The sequence below is a fragment of the Azospirillum sp. UFLA03-27 genome (assembly GCF_059803775.1).
In genome coordinates, this window is the sequence record NZ_JAUQTX010000182.1 from 1 (window position 1) to 14,392 (window position 14,392).

Annotated in this window: 13 protein-coding genes; 7 read left to right on the top strand and 6 right to left on the bottom strand. The window is 68.9% G+C overall.

The window, feature by feature from the left end; genetic code table 11:
* The 3 genes from Q4I23_RS22930 to cimA all read right to left on the bottom strand — a co-directional run.
* On the bottom strand, positions 1-499 hold a 499-nt coding region (locus Q4I23_RS22930; protein WP_498527753.1), incomplete at its 3' end, for a PAS domain-containing protein.
* A gap of 72 nt (positions 500-571) precedes the next feature.
* Entirely contained in the window at positions 572-1,342 is a 771-nt protein-coding gene (locus Q4I23_RS22935) for an RNA methyltransferase (RefSeq protein ID WP_454018884.1), read from the bottom strand.
* A gap of 16 nt (positions 1,343-1,358) precedes the next feature.
* On the bottom strand, positions 1,359-2,963 hold the full coding sequence (gene cimA / locus Q4I23_RS22940; RefSeq protein ID WP_498527745.1) for a citramalate synthase: 1,605 nt from the start codon (positions 2,961-2,963) through the stop codon (positions 1,359-1,361).
* Between the two features lie 352 nt (positions 2,964-3,315).
* On the opposite strand from cimA, the gene Q4I23_RS22945 reads away from it, so the two are divergent.
* Both Q4I23_RS22945 and Q4I23_RS22950 read left to right on the top strand, forming a co-directional pair.
* A complete protein-coding gene (locus tag Q4I23_RS22945) occupies positions 3,316-3,690 on the top strand; it encodes a response regulator (RefSeq protein ID WP_498527746.1) in 375 nt (124 codons plus the stop codon).
* 14 nt (positions 3,691-3,704) lie between these two features.
* On the top strand, positions 3,705-5,576 hold the full coding sequence (locus tag Q4I23_RS22950) for a CHASE domain-containing protein (protein ID WP_498527747.1): 1,872 nt from the start codon (positions 3,705-3,707) through the stop codon (positions 5,574-5,576).
* 113 nt (positions 5,577-5,689) lie between these two features.
* On the opposite strand, the gene Q4I23_RS22955 is transcribed toward Q4I23_RS22950, so the two are convergent.
* Complete coding sequence (locus Q4I23_RS22955; RefSeq protein ID WP_137102420.1) at positions 5,690-6,154, bottom strand: preQ0 transporter; 465 nt, start codon at positions 6,152-6,154, stop codon at positions 5,690-5,692.
* A gap of 293 nt (positions 6,155-6,447) precedes the next feature.
* Here Q4I23_RS22955 and Q4I23_RS22960 point away from each other — a divergent pair, with 293 nt between their 5' ends.
* Complete coding sequence (locus Q4I23_RS22960; RefSeq protein WP_498527748.1) at positions 6,448-7,662, top strand: acyltransferase family protein; 1,215 nt, start codon at positions 6,448-6,450, stop codon at positions 7,660-7,662.
* A gap of 4 nt (positions 7,663-7,666) precedes the next feature.
* Here the strand turns inward: Q4I23_RS22960 and cysS are convergent, their stop codons facing one another.
* Both cysS and gltX read right to left on the bottom strand, forming a co-directional pair.
* Positions 7,667-9,040, bottom strand: a complete 1,374-nt coding sequence (gene cysS / locus Q4I23_RS22965) for a cysteine--tRNA ligase (protein WP_498527749.1) — start codon at positions 9,038-9,040, stop codon at positions 7,667-7,669.
* 172 nt (positions 9,041-9,212) lie between these two features.
* Positions 9,213-10,556 carry a glutamate--tRNA ligase gene (gene gltX, locus Q4I23_RS22970; RefSeq protein ID WP_498527750.1) on the bottom strand — a complete coding sequence of 448 codons (1,344 nt, stop codon included), beginning with the start codon at positions 10,554-10,556 and terminating at the stop codon, positions 9,213-9,215.
* Positions 10,557-10,806: 250 nt separating this feature from the next.
* Here gltX and ipdC point away from each other — a divergent pair, with 250 nt between their 5' ends.
* The 4 genes from ipdC to Q4I23_RS22990 all read left to right on the top strand — a co-directional run bounded on the left by ipdC (position 10,807) and on the right by Q4I23_RS22990 (position 14,321).
* Positions 10,807-12,444, top strand: a complete 1,638-nt coding sequence (gene ipdC, locus Q4I23_RS22975; protein ID WP_454018877.1) for an indolepyruvate/phenylpyruvate decarboxylase — start codon at positions 10,807-10,809, stop codon at positions 12,442-12,444.
* A 99-nt stretch (positions 12,445-12,543) separates the two neighbouring features.
* Entirely contained in the window at positions 12,544-13,212 is a 669-nt protein-coding gene (elbB, locus tag Q4I23_RS22980; RefSeq protein ID WP_498527751.1) for an isoprenoid biosynthesis glyoxalase ElbB, read from the top strand.
* A 142-nt stretch (positions 13,213-13,354) separates the two neighbouring features.
* Positions 13,355-13,924 (top strand): hypothetical protein, encoded by a 570-nt coding sequence (locus Q4I23_RS22985; protein ID WP_014239485.1) that lies wholly within the window; start codon positions 13,355-13,357, stop codon positions 13,922-13,924.
* 157 nt (positions 13,925-14,081) lie between these two features.
* Positions 14,082-14,321, top strand: a complete 240-nt coding sequence (locus Q4I23_RS22990) for a hypothetical protein (RefSeq protein WP_498527752.1) — start codon at positions 14,082-14,084, stop codon at positions 14,319-14,321.
* The last annotated feature ends 71 nt before the right edge of the window (positions 14,322-14,392 follow it).

A 14,392-nucleotide genomic window follows, 5' to 3' on the forward strand; every position in this document is an offset into this window, starting at 1 on the left:
ACAGCGAGAGCGAGCAGAAGAAGGCGCCGTCCGCCGTGTGGACCCGCGTGTAATGGCCGTCGGCCTGCACATAGACCGCGTCGGCGGGGTCGATCAGCACCACGCCCTGGCGCGTCGTGATCGGCAGCTTCACCAGCGGCGTGACCGGTTCGGGCACCGCGTCCGCGGGCGGCGGCGGAGCCGGCACGGGAAGCGCCTTCCCGTTCACCTCGAACAGCATCAGGGCCAGCGCGGCCCCGCCGCCCGGTGGCAGGGCGGTGGCCTTCACCACGATGGTCCGCCCCGGCAAGGCAACCATCATGGAGCTGGCCGCCGCCGGGGAGTCCGGGTCGTGCGCCGCGGCCAGCAGCAGTTCCACCTTGGCGCGGCTGCCCGGCGGGTGCAGGTCGTGCAGGCTGGCTCCCAACAGCGGGCGGTCGCGCCCCAGCATCCGCGCCACGGAGGCGTTGACCGACACCACGCGCCGGTCGCCGTCGAGCAGGACGAGGCCAACGTCCATATGCTGCAAGGTGTATTCCATGGGGCAGTATAGGCAGCGATTGGCCCCGGAAGGGAAGAGGTTAGGGAGAGGTTACGGTTCGCCCTTGCGCCGCCCGGTCAGCGCCGCGACGACGCCGTGGAAGGTGCGGACCTCCTGCTCGGTCATCTGCATCCGCTCCAGCGCGTTGCGCAGGGTGCGGACCATGGAGGGGCGCTTCTCCGGCGAGGTGAAGAAGCCGGTGCGGTCGAGGTCGCCTTCCAGATGCTCGAAGAAGTTCACAAGCTCCGCCTTGGTCGCCGGGCGGGTCTGGCCGGTGTGCAGCACGCGGTCCGGCGGGGTCTCGCCGGTCTGGAACCATTCGTAGCCGATCAGCAGGACCGCCTGCGCCAGATTGAGCGAGGAGAAGGCCGGGTTCAGCGGAACGGTGATCAGCTTTTCCGCCAGCGTCAGGTCGTCGTTGACCAGCCCCGTGCGCTCCGGCCCGAACAGCACGCCGGTCTTGTGCCCGGAGTCGACATGGGCGCGCAGCTCCGTCGCCGCGACGCGCGGGGTGACGAACTCCTGGATCATCCCGCGGGTGCGGACGGTGGTGGCGAAGACCACGTTCAGGTCGGCCACGGCCTCCGCCGTCGTGTCGTAGAGTTTCGCCCCGTCCAGCACCGGATCGGCGCCCGACGCCGCGGCCACCGCCTTCTCATTCGGCCAGCCGTCGCGCGGCTTCACCAGACGCAGCTCGGTCAGGCCGCAGTTGAGCATGGCCCGCGCGCAGGCGCCGATGTTCTCGCCGAGCTGGGGCTGCACGAGGATGATGGTCGGGCCGCCCAGGACGGAGGGCCGGTTGGGGTCTTTGCCGGAGGTCATGATCTGAACTTTGGTCTCAGCTTCGCGGTGTTGCGCCGCCTTTAAACAGCTTGAATGTGTAACTGTCCACCAGCGCCTCCATCGACGCCTCGATGATGTTGGTGGAGACGCCCAGCGTCGACCATTCCTGCCCGTCGCCGTTGCGCGAGCGGATCAGCACGCGCGGCATGGCGCCGGTGCCGTCCTTGGCGGCCAGGATGCGCACGCGGTAATCGGACAGCTTCACCCCGTCGAGCAGCGGGTACAGCGGCTCCAGCGCCTTGCGCATCGCGGTGTCCAGCGCGTTCACCGGGCCGTTGCCCGACGCCACCTCGTGATACTCCTTGCCGCCGATCTTCACGCGGACGACGGCTTCGGACTCGACCACCAGCTCGCCCTTGGCGTTGTAGCGGCGCTCGTCGGTGACGTGGAAGCGCTTCAGGGTGAAATAATCGGGCACCTCGCCCAGCTCGCGGCGGACCAGCAGCTCGAAGCTGGCCTCGGCGGTGTCGTAGGCGTAGCCCTCGGTGTCGCGCTGCTTCACGAGGTCGAGCAAGCGGTTCAACCGCTCGTCCTTCGGGTCCACGGCCATGCCCATCTCGCGCAGCCGCGCGATGACGTTGGCGCGGCCTGCCTGGTCCGACATGACGATCTGGCGGCGGTTGCCGACCGCCTCCGGCTCGACATGCTCGTAGGAGGACGGGTCCTTCTCAACGGCGGAAACGTGCAGCCCGCCCTTGTGGGCGAAGGCGCTGGCGCCGACGTAGGGGGCGTGTCGGTTCGGCGCGCGGTTCAGCCGCTCGTCGAACTTGCGGCTGATCTCGGTCAGCAGCGGCAGGTCGGCGGGCCTGATGCCGACGTCGTAGCCCATCTTCAGCATCAGCGACGGGATCAGCGACACGAGGTTGGCGTTGCCGCAGCGTTCGCCCAGCCCGTTGATCGTCCCCTGCACCATCCGCACCCCGGCGCGCACCGCGGCCAGCGAGTTGGCGACGGCGTTCTCGGTGTCGTTGTGGCAGTGGATGCCCAGCCGGTCGCCGGGGATGCCGTGCTCATCGATCACCTGCCGGACGATCTCGTCGACCTCATGGGGCAGCGTGCCGCCGTTGGTGTCGCACAGCACGACCCAGCGCGCCCCCGCCTCGTAGGCGGCCTTGATGCAGGAGGCGGTGTAGGCCGGGTTGCGCTTGTAGCCGTCGAAGAAATGCTCGGCGTCGAACAGCGCCTCGCCCTTGGCGGCCTTCAGCGCGGCGATGCTGTCGGCGATCAGCTCGATGTTTTCCTCGCGCGGGATGGCCAGCGCCACGTCGACATGGAAATCCCAGGTCTTGCCGACGATGCAGACGGCGCGCGCCTTGGATTGGATCAGGGCGGCGAGCTGCGGGTCGTTCGCGGTGCTGCGGCCGGGACGGCGGGTCATGCCGAAGGCGGTGAAGGTCGAGCGGGCGAGGTCCGGCGCCTCGGCGAAGAACTGGTCATCGGTCGGGTTGGCGCCGGGCCAGCCGCCTTCCACATAGTCGATTCCCAGCCGGTCGAGGTCGCGGGCGATGGCGATCTTGTCGGCGACGGAGAAATCCACGTCCTGGGTCTGCGCCCCGTCGCGCAGCGTCGTGTCGTACAGATAGATGCGTTCGCCCGTCATTGCCGCCGCCCGAAGATATTGGTCGCCCGAAGGAAGGTCATAGGACTGTCCGGAGGGCCGGAAGAATGGACGATGCGCTTCGCCATCTCAATGCTTTTGATCGAACCCGCCAGGAATGCGGGGCTTTGCCGCGCCGGACATAGGCGCGCAATGGAGGTAATAGGACAAATGTACTGACCGAATAAACCATCGTCTGTGCTACACAGCCGCCCCTCTGCATGGCGCCCATCTCACGGGTGCGGTACTCTTTTCTGGCCGGACGCCTGTTGGTCTGTATGATCACCGGCCCTTGTGAACGGATGGATTGGACACAGTGACTCCCGCGGGTGATGACGACCAGGACAAGCTCGTCATGGTGATCGACGACGAGCGGACGGTTCTGCAGGCCCTCAACCTCCTGCTGGAGATGTGGGGGTACCGGGTCGTCACCGCCGAAAGCGAGGGCGAAGCCGTCGACCGCCTGTCCCTCGCCGGGGAAACACCGCACGCCATCCTGGCCGACTACCGCCTGCGCGAAGGGCGCACCGGCGTCCAGGCCATCGACCGCATCCGGGCGGAGGCCGGGGCCGAGGTGCCGGGCGTCATCATCACCGGCGACACCTCCACCGAAGGGCTGCGCGACGCCCGCGCCCGCGGGCTGACCGTCCTGCAGAAGCCGGTGCTGCCGCCCCATCTCCAGGCGGTGCTGAGCAAGGTGCTGCGGGAACAGTCCGCCGGCACGGCGTGACGGGCCGGGCCGGCATGGACATTCCCTTAGCGCCGGCGCCCTCCGCGCCGCGCCAGCCGAAGCACGACAAGCCGAAGCACGACAAGCCGAAGCGCAAGCGCGCCGCCGTTCCCGACGGACGGCTTTTCCGTTCCTGGGAAAGCTGGGTGGTCTTCGGGCTGGGGCTGCTGCTGACCGGCCTCGCCTGGTGGCTGCTGACCGAGCAGAACCACCGGCTGGCCGAGGCGCGCTTCCGCGCGCTCGCCCGCGACTTGGCGGGCGACGTCACGGCGCGGCTCGACACCTATGAACAGATGCTCCAGGGCGCCGTGGCGATGGTGGACGCCGGCGGCGGGCAGGTCAGCCGCACGGAATGGCGGGCCTACGTCACCGGCCTGCATGTGGAGGACCGCTATCCCGGCATCCAGGGCATCGGCTACGCCAAGCGCGTGAAGGCTCCCGATCGGGAGCAGCACGAAGCGGCGCTGCACGCCGCCGGCTTCTACAGCTACCGCGTGACGCCGGAGGGGGAGCGACCCGAATATTTCCCCATCATCTACATCGAGCCCTTCGCCAGCCGCAACCTGCGGGCCTTCGGCTTCGACATGCACGCCGAGCCAACCCGCCAGGCCGCCATGGAGCGCGCCCGCGCCAACGGCACCGCCGCGGCGACCGCACGGCTGCGGCTGGTCCAGGAAACCGAGGAAGACGTGCAGCCCGGCTTCCTCATCTATGTGCCCGTCTACGACCAGGCACTGCCCCTGACCACCACCAACGACCGGCGCGAGGCGTTGCTGGGCTTCGTCTACAGCCCCTTCCGCGCACACGACCTGATGCGCAGCATCATGGACCAGGACGCGTCCCAACTGTTGGACATCCGTGTCCATGACGGGACGGAGGCCACGTCGGATTCCCTGATGTTCGATTCCGCAATCGCCCAGGACGCCGCTTTTCAGGAGGTTCTCTACGTCGAGGTGTTCGGCCGTCCCTGGACGCTCGTCCTGTCCGGCACCCACGCCTTCGAGGAGAGCGTGGCCAGCGCCACGCCGCGGGCGGTTCTGTTCGCCGGCCTGATCATCACGCTGCTTCTGGTCGCCACCGTCAACTCCGTGCTGCAGGACCGCGACCGTATGGCGGAGCTGCGCCGCAGCTACGACGCGCTGGCGCTGGCACGGGCCGAGGCGGAGCAGGCCAACGCCGCCAAGTCGCGCTTCCTCGCCGCCGCCAGCCACGACCTGCGCCAGCCGCTCCAGACGCTGGGCATTTATCTGCACATGATCGGCGAACAGGCGGACGGCCCCCGGCTGCGCAAGCTGGTGGACGCCGCCCGCGACGGGTTCGAGGCGACGCAGCGCTTGCTGAACTCGCTGATGGACATCGCCACTCTGGAAACCGGCGTGATCAGCCCGCAGCTGTCCGAGTTGGATCTGCCCGTCTTCCTGGAGCGCATCTGCGAGGAAGGCCGGCTGGAGGCCGCCGGCAAGGGGTTGGGCTTCCGCGTCACCTGCGGCGGTGCCCGCGTGACGACCGACCCGGCGATGCTGGAGCGGATCGTCCGCAACCTGCTGAACAACGCGCTGAAATACACGCCCAGCGGCACCATCCGGGTAACCTGCCGGCAGGCGCGCGGATTCACCGCCATCAAGGTGCAGGACACCGGCCCCGGCATCCCGCAGGACCGGCTGCATCTGATTTTCGAGGACTTCTACCAGATCGGCAATCCGGAGCGCGACCGGCGCAAGGGCCTCGGCCTCGGCCTCGCCACCGTGGCGCGGCTCAGCCGCCTGCTCGGCTACCGGGTGCGGGTGCTGTCGCGCCCGGGACGCGGCGCCATCTTCCTGGTCGAGATTCCCGACGAGACGCCCGCTCCCCGCCAGACCACCGAGACCGTGACCTCCGTGGCCTGACAGCCTCCGGTCCTTTTGGCAATCACCGACGCCGCGTCGTCCCGGCACGGCTGGGAACAGCCGCGCCGGAACCGGTGATCACTGAGTCGGCGATTGCCAAATCCGGGACCGGATCAGGCCGTCGCCGGCCGGGCCGACCGGGCGCGCATCAGCATCCACACCGCCGACACGCCGGCCAGCTTGGACGCGAGGCTGGCCGCCCAGACCGTCGGGTCCCAGATGCCGAGCATGCCGAAGAACAGCGCCGTGTCCACCGGCACCGACAGGGCGGCGCTGATCCACAGGCGGTCGCGCAGCGGGCGGCGGGTGACGGTGAAGACGCCCCAGTCGATCAGCTCCGACACCGCGAAGGCCGTGACGCTGGCCGTCGCGACGAAGGGGTCGGCCAGCAGGAAGGACAGCAGCGTGGCGGCCAGCATGGCGGCCAGCGACCAGTGGCCGTAACGGACCTGGACCATGTCGCGCAGGATGAAGATCAACCCGGCCCAGCAGGACCACACCAGATCCAGATGCGGCGCCAGGCTGAAGGCGTAGTTGATGGCGAGTACGCTGCCGATGTAGGCGGCGAGCCAGAGCATGACGGAATCCTCCAAAAGCCACCCGCGGAAATACGGGCGCGAACGACGGCGCCACCCGCGTGAATGCGAGCGCTCCGCAGCGGTCTTCTAACAGGTTCGGCCCGTCGGCGTGAACCCTCGGCGTGCCCCGGAGCGGACAGGGCGCGGACGGGGCGCAATCGGCGGGAATGGCTTACCCCCACGTCGGTCCCCCGCATGCGCCGCCGCTTCTAACGCATCCGGACGATGCCCCGGCGCGTTCGTTCGGAGAGGTGAAACGAAAGAGACCCCGAAAGGTGTGGGCGATGGCGGCGGTGGGCGTAACGAATGGACTGGGCGGCACACGGGATCACGCGCTGGACGCGGCGCGCAGCCTGCTGATGATCCTCGGCGTGCCCTACCACGCGGCACTGATCTACACGCCGGGCTACGACTGGGTGATGAACTCGCCCGACGGCATCGCCTGGATCGGGCTGTTCGCGGATTTCATCCACAGCTTCCGCATGCCCGCCTTCTTCCTGATCTCCGGCCTGCTGATCACCCACAGCCTGCGCCGGCACGGACCGCGGGCGGTGCTGACCTCGCGCGCCTCGCGGCTGCTGGTGCCGCTCGTCGCCATGGCGGCGACGTTGAACGTCGCGCAGTTGTGGATGGAAAGCCGCGCGGTCGACCCCGGCCTGGCCGCGGGGGAGTTCCTCACCCAGACCATCCCCGCGGCCTTCTGGAGCGGCGGGCTCGTCTATCACCTGTGGTTCCTGGTCGAGCTGTTCATCAGCGTGCTGGCGCTCTGCCTCGCCTACCCGCTGCTGGTCGCGCTGCACCGGTGGATGGCGGAGCGCGCGCCGGGGCTGGCCCGCTGGCTGGCCGATCCGCCGGACTGGCTGCCGCCGCTCCTGCTCAGCCTCGTCATGATGGGGGTGCTGGGCTTCGACAACATCTCCGACCGGCTGGTGATGCCGCTGGTGCCGACCAACTCCACGGCGGTGAGCATCGTCACCTCGGCGGGCTTCTTCGCGGTCGGGGTGCTGATCGCCCATTGGCCGGGCGGCGCCGCGCGCTACGCCAAGGCGAGTTGGGTGGTGGCGCTGACCTATCTGGTGTGCTTCGCCATCCACATCGGCATGGTCGGCGTGGATAAGCCCATGCCGGTGCGCTTTTTCGACGAGGCGTTGCGCGCCGTCGCCGCCTGGTCGGCCTTCCGCTTCGTCCTCGGCCTGACGCAGTCCTTCTTCTCGGCGGAGAGCCGCCGGGTGCGGGCGCTGTCGCAGGCCTCCTACACGATCTACCTGCTGCACCATCTGGTGGTCATGGCCGCCGGCTTCGCCCTGCTGGCCGTCGCCGCGCCGCCGCTGCTGGAGTTCGCCGCGATCACCACGGTCGGCCTGTTCGTGCCGCTGGCGGTCCATCACGGGCTGGTGCACCGCTCGCCTGCGCTGCGCTTCCTGATGAACGGCGTTCCGCCGGGGGAAGCGAAGAAGCAAAGCGGTCCGGCGCGCAGCCGCGAGGCGATGGCGCGCCGGACCGGCTAGAGCGTTACGCCCGCTTCCAGGTCGTGCCTTGCGGGCCGTCCTCCAGGACGATGCCGAGGTCCGCCAGCTCCTTGCGGATGCGGTCGGCCTCCGCGTAGTTCTTGGCCTTGCGGGCGGCCAGACGGTCGTCGATGCGCTGCTGGATGTCGGTGTCCGAGAGGGCAGCGGCCCCCTTCGGCGCCCAGCGGAACCATGCCTCCGGATCCTGCTGGAGCAGGCCCAGCGCCTCGCCCGCGGCGCGCAGCGCGCCCTTGGCGGCGGCCTTTCCCGCCTCCCCCGTCGCCTTGTTCACCGCCGAAGCAAGCTCATGCAGGTGGGAGATGGCGAGCGGGCTGTTGAGGTCGTCCTCCAGCGCGGCCAACACGTCGAACGGCAGTTCGGCCTGCGCCGGAGCCGGGTCGCCGCGCAGCGCCTGATACCAGCGGTCGAGCGTTGCCTTGGACTGCTTCAGCCCCTCGCGGGTGAAGTCCAGCGGCTGGCGGTAGTGCGCGCTCAGCAGCGTCAGGCGGATGGCCTCGCCAGGGAACTCGTCCAGCAGATCGTGCACGGTGAAGAAGTTGCCCAGCGACTTGGACATCTTCTCGCCCTCGACGGTCACGAAGCCGTTGTGAACCCAGTAGCGGGCCAGCGGCTCGCCGCCGTGGGCGCAGCGGCTCTGGGCGATTTCGTTCTCATGGTGCGGGAAGATCAGGTCCAGCCCCCCGCCATGGATGTCGAAGGTGACGCCCAAATGCTCCTTCGCCATGGCCGAGCACTCGATGTGCCAGCCGGGCCGGCCGCGGCCCCACGGGCTGTCCCAGCCGGGCTGGTCGGCGGCGCTCGGCTTCCACAGCACGAAGTCGGAGGAGTCGCGCTTGTAGGGGGCGACCTCGACGCGGGCGCCGGCGATCAATTCGTCCAGCGAGCGGCGGGACAGCTGCCCGTATTCCGCCATCGACGGCACGGAGAACAGCACGTGCCCTTCCGCGGCGTAGGCGTGGCCGCGCTCGATCAGCAGCCCGATCAGGGCGACCATGTGCGAGATGTGGTGCGTGGCGCGCGGCTCGATGGTCGGTCGCAGCGCGTTCAGCGCGTCCATGTCGGCGTGGTAGAGGTCCGCGGTGCGCTTGGTCAGCGCCTCGATCGGCTCCCCGCTGTCGCGCGAGCGGTCGATGATCTTGTCGTCGACGTCGGTGATGTTGCGGACGTAGGTCACCGCCGGGTACAGCCGCCGCAGCAGCCGGAACAGCAGGTCGAACACCACCACCGGGCGGGCGTTGCCGATGTGCGCGGTGTCGTAGACCGTGGGTCCACACACATACATGCCCACCCGGTCCGGACTCATCGGCTCGAAGCGTTCCTTGCGGCGGGTCAGCGTGTTGTAGAGGTCCAGCGGCACGGCGCCATATCTCCTGTGAGAGGGTCTTCCAAATCCCCCTCTCCCCTCCGGGGAGAGGGTCGGGGTGAGGGGGAAACGCCGGCCCATTGCAGGGCTTGTCCGGCGCAGAACTTTTCCGGCCTTTCGGCCGCCCCCTCATCCTAACCTTCTCCCCAGGGGGGAGAAGGGACTCTTACGCGGTCTCTCCCGCGAGGCGCTTCTGCGCGCGGGTTCGGCCGATCAGGGGTAGCAGGTTCTTCAATTCCGGTCCATGGTCCCGCCCGGTGAGGGCGCGGCGCAGGGGGAGGAACAAATCCTTGCCCTTCCGGCCCGTCTTCGCCTTCACCGCACCCGTCCAGGTTCCCCAGGTGGAGAAGTCCCACGGCTCCTCCGGCAGCAGGGCCGCCGCCTCGGCCAGGAAGGCGGGATCGTCCGCCACCGGGGCGACCGGGGCGTGGGTCACCGCCCACCAGTCGCGGGCCTCGGCGACGCGCGACAGGTTGGGGCGCACCGCCTCCCAGAAGGCGGCGTCGGCATCATCCAGACCGAGCGCGGCCAGCTCCCCGGCGACCCGTTCGAAGGGCAGCAGGTGGAGGATGCGGGCGTTCAGCCGCAGCAGCTCCTCCGGGTCGAACTTCGGGGTGGCACGGGACACCTTGGCGATGTCGAACTCGGCCACCAGCTCGTCCAGAGTCAGCCGCGGCTCGATGGCGTCGGAGGTGCCGAGTTTGGCGAGCAGGCTGGCCAGTGCCATCGGCTCGATCCCCTCCTCCTCGCGCAAAGACGCCACAGACAGGCTGCCCAGCCGCTTGGACAGGCCCTGTCCCGTTGCGTCGGTCAGCAACGGCAGATGTGCGAAGACCGGGACCGCTCCACCAACCGCCTCAAAAATTTGGATCTGCACCGCCGTGTTGGCGACGTGGTCCTCGCCGCGGATGACGTGGGTGATGGCGAGGTCGGCGTCGTCCACCACGCTGGTCAGCGTGTAGAGCGGGCGCCCGTCCTCGCGGATCAGCACGGGGTCGCTGAGAGCCGCGCCCTCGAAATGCACCGGCCCGCGCACGAGGTCGGTCCATTCGACCGGTGTGTGCTCCAGCTTGAAGCGCCAGTGCGGCTTGCGCCCCTCCGCTTCCCGGCGGTCGCGGTCGGCGTCGCTCAGGCGGAGCGCCGCGCGGTCGTAGATCGGCGGACGGCCCTGCGAGACGAGGCTGGCGCGCTTGAGGTTCAACTCCTCCGGCGTCTCGTAGCAGGGGTAGAGCCGCCCGCTGGCCTTCAGCGCCGCGGCCACCTCGTCGTAGCGGCCATAGCGGTCGCTTTCCCGCGCGAAGCGGTCCCAGGTCAGGCCGAGCCAAGTCAGGTCCCGCTCGATCCCCTCCGCGTATTCCGGCTTGGAACGCTCCTCGTCCGTGTCGTCGAGGCGCAGCAGGAAATTGCCGCCCGCCTTGCGCGCGAACAGCCAGTTGACGAGCGCGAGGCGCACATTGCCGACATGGAGGAGACCGGTCGGGCTGGGGGCGAAGCGGACGGCGACGGACATGCGGGCATCATTCGAAAGTCGGGACGGGCCGGCAGTCGTAGCACGCCGCGCGCCCGTCCGAAAGACGCCCATCAGGCGCCGCGGGGCCTATCGCGTTTGACGTCTGACCCCTCTCCCGCCTCTCCATAATTTCCAGCGCAAATAGATTGTTTCGAATGAAACAATTCTTGCGCGGAGCGGTGCCGGAGGCGATGCTGTCCCCCTGTGCGGGTTTTCGACCCGCGAAACCAATTGGAACGGGAGAGCGGCCATGAAGCTGGCCGAAGCCCTGCTGCGCGCGCTGAAGGATCGCGGCGCACAGGCCATGTTCGGGATTCCGGGCGATTTCGCCTTGCCCTTCTTCAAGGTGGCGGAGGAAACGCAGATCCTGCCCCTCCACACACTGAGCCACGAGCCGGCGGTGGGCTTCGCGGCGGACGCGGCGGCGCGCTACAGCTCCACGCTGGGGGTGGCGGCGGTCACCTACGGGGCGGGCGCCTTCAACATGGTGAACGCGGTGGCCGGCGCCTACGCCGAGAAGTCGCCGGTCGTCGTCATCTCCGGCGCGCCGGGCACGACGGAAGGCAACGCCGGCCTGCTGCTGCACCACCAGGGCCGCACGCTGGACACGCAGTTCCAGGTGTTCAAGGAGATCACCGTCGCCCAGGCGCGGCTGGACGACCCGGCCAAGGCCCCGGCGGAGATCGCCCGCGTGCTGGGCGCCGCCCGCGCCCTGTCGCGCCCCGTCTATCTGGAAATCCCCCGCAACATGGTCAACGCCGAGGTCGAGCCGGTGGGCGACGACCCCGCCTGGCCGGTGGACCGCGACGCGCTGGCCGCCTGCGCGGACGAGGTGCTGGCGGCCATGCGCGCGGCCACGTCGCCGGTGCTGATGGTCTGCGTCGAGGTCCGCCGCTACGGGCTGGAGGCCAAGGTCGCGGAGCTGGCGCAGCGGCTGGGCGTGCCGGTGGTGACCACCTTCATGGGGCGCGGCCTGCTGGCCGACGCGCCGACCCCGCCGCTCGGCACCTACATCGGCGTCGCCGGCGACGCGGAGATCACCCGGCTGGTCGAGGAGTCGGACGGGCTGTTCCTGCTCGGCGCCATCCTCAGCGACACCAACTTCGCGGTGTCCCAGCGCAAGATCGACCTGCGCAAGACCATCCACGCCTTCGACCGGGCGGTGACCCTGGGCTATCACACCTACGCCGACATCCCGCTGGGCGGGCTGGTGGACGCGCTGCTGGAGCGGCTGCCGCCGTCCGACCGGACGACGCGCGGCAAGGAGCCCCACGCCTATCCGACCGGCCTGCAGGCGGACGGCGAACCGATCGCCCCGATGGACATCGCCCGCGCCGTCAACGACCGCGTCCGCGCCGGGCAGGAGCCGCTGCTGATCGCCGCGGACATGGGCGACTGCCTGTTCACCGCCATGGACATGATCGACGCCGGGCTGATGGCGCCGGGCTACTATGCGGGCATGGGCTTCGGCGTGCCGGCGGGCATCGGGGCGCAGTGCGTGTCGGGCGGCAAGCGCATCCTGACCGTGGTCGGCGACGGCGCCTTCCAGATGACCGGGTGGGAGCTTGGCAACTGCCGCCGGCTGGGCATCGACCCCATCGTGATCCTGTTCAACAACGCCAGCTGGGAGATGCTGCGCACCTTCCAGCCCGAATCCGCCTTCAACGACCTGGACGACTGGCGCTTCGCCGACATGGCGGCGGGCATGGGCGGCGACGGCGTCCGCGTGCGCACACGGGCGGAGCTGAAGGCGGCGCTGGACAAGGCCTTCGCCACGCGCGGGCGCTTCCAGCTGATCGAGGCGATGATCCCGCGCGGCGTGCTGTCCGACACGCTGGCCCGCTTCGTCCAAGGGCAGAAGCGCCTGCACGCCGCACCCCGGGAGTAAGGTCGGAGGAGTAGGCGTGAGCGCGGCCGTGGGGTAGGGTTTCCGGCAACCCTCCCCACCGGGGCGGAACACGGGAAATGAACAAGGAGGACTCACCCCATGTCGGACAAGCCGTTGCGCATCGCGGTCGTGCTCTCGGGCTGCGGCGTCTATGACGGGGCGGAGATTCACGAGGCGGTGTGCACCCTGCTGGCGATCAGCCGCGCTGGGGCGGAGGCCGTGTGCTTTGCCCCCAACGTCGCGCAGGCCCACGTCGTCGACCACCTGACCGGCGAGGAGGCGGCGGAGACCCGCAACGTGCTGGCCGAGTCCGCCCGCATCGCCCGCGGCAAGGTCGCCGACCTCGCGACCTTCGACGCGGCGGCGGTGGACGCGCTGATTTTCCCCGGCGGCTTCGGCGCGGCCAAGAACCTGTGCGATTTCGCCTTCAAGGGCGCGAACTGCACGGTCAACCCGGACGTCGAGGCGGCCGTGCGTGCCATGCGCGACGCCGGCAAGCCGATCGGCGCCCTGTGCATCGCCCCGGCCATCCTGGCCACGCTGTTCGGCCCGGAGGGGATCGAACTCACCATCGGCTCCGACGCCGGGACCGCCGCCGCGCTGGAGAGCCTGGGGGCGAAGCACAGCGTCACCGGCCATGGCGAGATCGTGACCGACCGGCGTCTGAAGGTCGTGACCTCTCCCTGCTACATGCTGGACGCCAGCCTCGCGCAGATCGCCGAGGGCGCCGAGAACGCCGTCCGCGCGCTGATCGGGCTGGCCCGTTAAGCTGTTGTTGCGCTTGCGCTAAGGGGCGGATGCCGAAGCGGGATACCCCCTTCGGCATCGCTACCGCGCAACAATTCGTTAACCATAAAAGCCCACCCTGTCCCTGCTTTCGGGCGAAATTTATTCAGGGACGAGGACGGCGATGACCTGCATTGTTGGCTTGGTGGACGGCGATCGTGTGTGGATGGGCGGTGACAGCGCGGGCGTGAACGGCCTGGACATCACCGTGCGCGCGGACACCAAGGTGTTCCGCAACGCCGACCTGCTGATCGGCTTCACCAGCAGCTTCCGCATGGGCCAGCTTCTGCATTACCGGCTGGAGCCGCCGCACCGCGACCCCGAGGCCGACGTCTTCCGCTACATGGTCGTCGATTTCGTGGACGCCGTGCGCGGCTGCCTGAAGGACGGCGGCTACGCCCACCGCTCCAACGACGTGGAGACCGGCGGCACCTTCATGGTCGGGTACGAGGGGCGCCTCTTCTCCATCCAGTCCGACTATCAGGTGGGCGAGGCGGTGCGCGGCTATCACGCCATCGGCTGCGGGTCCGACTACGCGCTGGGCTCGCTCGCCTCCACGGTCGGCCTGCCGGCGGAGGAGCGGGTGCTGAAGGCGCTGGAATGCGCCGAGCTGTTCAGCGGCGGTGTGCGCGCGCCCTTCACCATCCAGTCGATGGTCCGCCGCCCGCATCTGGCGTTGACCGAAGCGGCGTAAAGTCACAATAAAATTCAGGACTTTCCGCGCCGTTTTCGCCATCCGGCAAGACGGCGCGAAGTCGTGCCCGCACCGCGGCAAACTGTGTTATAGGGACGCCGCTCCGTCCCAAAGAGATGGAGAACAAAAAGACCATAAATACAGTGGGTGCTAGAGAATGGTTGACCAAACTGTTGGTGAAGCGGATCGTTTGATTGGCGAAGAGTCTCGCGGTGTCTCGGGCTTGGTGCATGGCCTGCCGGCTTACTGCAATTCGCCTTACTTCGTGTTTCCGGCGCTGATCCTTCTGCTGATCATGCCACTGTCGATCATTTTCCACCCGTCCTGGATCGTTCCGCTGGCCGAGCTGTACGCGGTCGGCATGATGGCGACGATCATCCACCTGACGCGCGGGTGAACTGCGGGTCTTGCTCCCACCCTTCCCATGCTGTCTCTTATACACATCTGACGCTGCCGACGATTATACGC

Excerpts from the sequence above, each read along its gene's own strand:
- Q4I23_RS22935 (WP_454018884.1), bottom strand. The coding sequence starts at position 1,342 with ATGACCTCCGGCAAAGACCCCAACCGGCCCTCCGTCCTGGGCGGCCCG.
- cimA (WP_498527745.1), bottom strand. The coding sequence starts at position 2,963 with ATGACGGGCGAACGCATCTATCTGTACGACACGACGCTGCGCGACGGG.
- Q4I23_RS22945 (WP_498527746.1), top strand. The coding sequence starts at position 3,316 with ATGGTGATCGACGACGAGCGGACGGTTCTGCAGGCCCTCAACCTCCTG.
- Q4I23_RS22950 (WP_498527747.1), top strand. The coding sequence starts at position 3,705 with ATGGACATTCCCTTAGCGCCGGCGCCCTCCGCGCCGCGCCAGCCGAAG.
- Q4I23_RS22955 (WP_137102420.1), bottom strand. The coding sequence starts at position 6,154 with ATGCTCTGGCTCGCCGCCTACATCGGCAGCGTACTCGCCATCAACTAC.
- gltX (WP_498527750.1), bottom strand. The coding sequence starts at position 10,556 with ATGTCCGTCGCCGTCCGCTTCGCCCCCAGCCCGACCGGTCTCCTCCAT.
- ipdC (WP_454018877.1), top strand. The coding sequence starts at position 10,807 with ATGAAGCTGGCCGAAGCCCTGCTGCGCGCGCTGAAGGATCGCGGCGCA.
- elbB (WP_498527751.1), top strand. The coding sequence starts at position 12,544 with ATGTCGGACAAGCCGTTGCGCATCGCGGTCGTGCTCTCGGGCTGCGGC.
- Q4I23_RS22985 (WP_014239485.1), top strand. The coding sequence starts at position 13,355 with ATGACCTGCATTGTTGGCTTGGTGGACGGCGATCGTGTGTGGATGGGC.
- Q4I23_RS22990 (WP_498527752.1), top strand. The coding sequence starts at position 14,082 with ATGGTTGACCAAACTGTTGGTGAAGCGGATCGTTTGATTGGCGAAGAG.